General features: G+C 59.4%; 1 protein-coding gene and 2 pseudogenes. 1 reads left to right on the top strand and 2 read right to left on the bottom strand.

The genetic code is table 11. From position 1 onward, the window contains the following. Positions 1 to 179, top strand: a pseudogene (locus ATN38_RS33055) (DUF1016 domain-containing protein); the annotation flags it as partial. 125 nt (positions 180 to 304) lie between these two features. Here the strand turns inward: ATN38_RS33055 and ATN38_RS00060 are convergent. Further along, positions 305 to 1,102, bottom strand: coding sequence for a hypothetical protein (locus tag ATN38_RS00060; RefSeq protein WP_021334701.1), 798 nt, complete (start codon positions 1,100 to 1,102; stop codon positions 305 to 307). Continuing rightward, positions 1,102 to 1,298 (bottom strand): annotated as a pseudogene (locus ATN38_RS00065) (hypothetical protein); the annotation flags it as partial. The gene ATN38_RS00060 and the pseudogene ATN38_RS00065, both read right to left, overlap by 1 nt.

The following is a 1,298-nucleotide window of genomic DNA, read 5'->3' on the forward strand; positions in this document are numbered from 1 at the left end:
TCCGGTATTCACTTGCCGGGACAACTGCACCCCTCGCCGTAGCCGACTACACCTATGAGACTCTCCCCTCCCAGGTTCGCGATCTCGTCCCTACCGACGACGAGATCGCGGCAGCTGTGGAAGCCACCGTCTCCGAACTCGACTCCCAACTGCCCGTCAAACCTGACAACTCCGGCTGAGAGGCGCCATTCGATTCCGAATCTGGCCGACATATCCTCTGGTGCCGAGATCGCTACCGGTGTTTCGCACGAGGGTCTGCGAACGAGATGCCTGGTCCTGCCCGGCGCGAGGGGGCAGGGCAGTTCTATGTCCAGTCGATGTGGACGGATTCGATGGAATCGAAGTGAAATCCGAAAGTGTCGCCGTACTGGTCGAATCCCTTGTTTTCAGGGTAATCCATCGTGGCGTGACGTTCGAGGATGGCAACCACCCGGGCATGATCGTCGCCTGCCAAAGCCATGGCGAGTTCCCATGTTTCGTCGAGACTGAAGGGACTGTCGGAGTTCGCGAAATCGAGGGTACGCACTCGATAGTCGTAACCTTCTTCGGAACCGTTGCGGACGGACACTCCCCCGCGGACTCGGATGGTGGCCTTTTTGGGTTGCCCGTCGGGTCGTAGTACGCCGGCGCGGTCCATGATGTCGCGAGCTTTGACGTTCTTGAGTTTCTTTTTCGCGTCAGCGCGCAGTTCGTTCGTTTCGCCGGAACGGTAGCGAGAGACCGCTGATCGTGAACGGCCGATCTTCTTTGCGACAGCGTCGATTCCACCGAGGCGTTCGATGGCGGCTCGCCGCCTGGCGCGTTCGGTGACGTCGGGGTGCGGGATTCGTCCTTGCTGCGCCCAACGGCGCAGTGTTCGGTCAGAGGGTGGCTTTCTCCCGGCGTCGACAGCTGCTTGCCGTAGGCCTTCTTTGCCGATTTCCGTACGGAGCTGGCGTACGGAGACTTTGCTGGTGAGTCCGGCTAATCCCCCACTTTTGACCGATTTCGATTTTTCGATACCGCTTGTTGCTGCTGTCGAGACGGATACGTTGAGTCCGTCCAAGCCGACGGTCTTCTGTGCGGGTTTGGTTGATCGTGGTTTCGGAAGATGTAGGGCCACTATATGTTTCCTTCATCTTCGTCGGTGAACGCAGCTTTGAGTGCGAGGTTGATCTCGTGGGTGTCGCGGGCGTCGGTCAGCATGACGGTTATGTTTTCGGTGAGCGGGGCGCTCTTTTCCAGAGTCATTTTCCCGAGTGCGTCACTCTCGTCTGCGATGTCGATGCCCGGGGGCAGGGGGTAGACCCAGGAGTCGG

It is taken from the genome of Rhodococcus sp. FH8 (assembly GCF_019266085.1).
Lineage (GTDB): Bacteria > Actinomycetota > Actinomycetes > Mycobacteriales > Mycobacteriaceae > Rhodococcus_F > Rhodococcus_F qingshengii.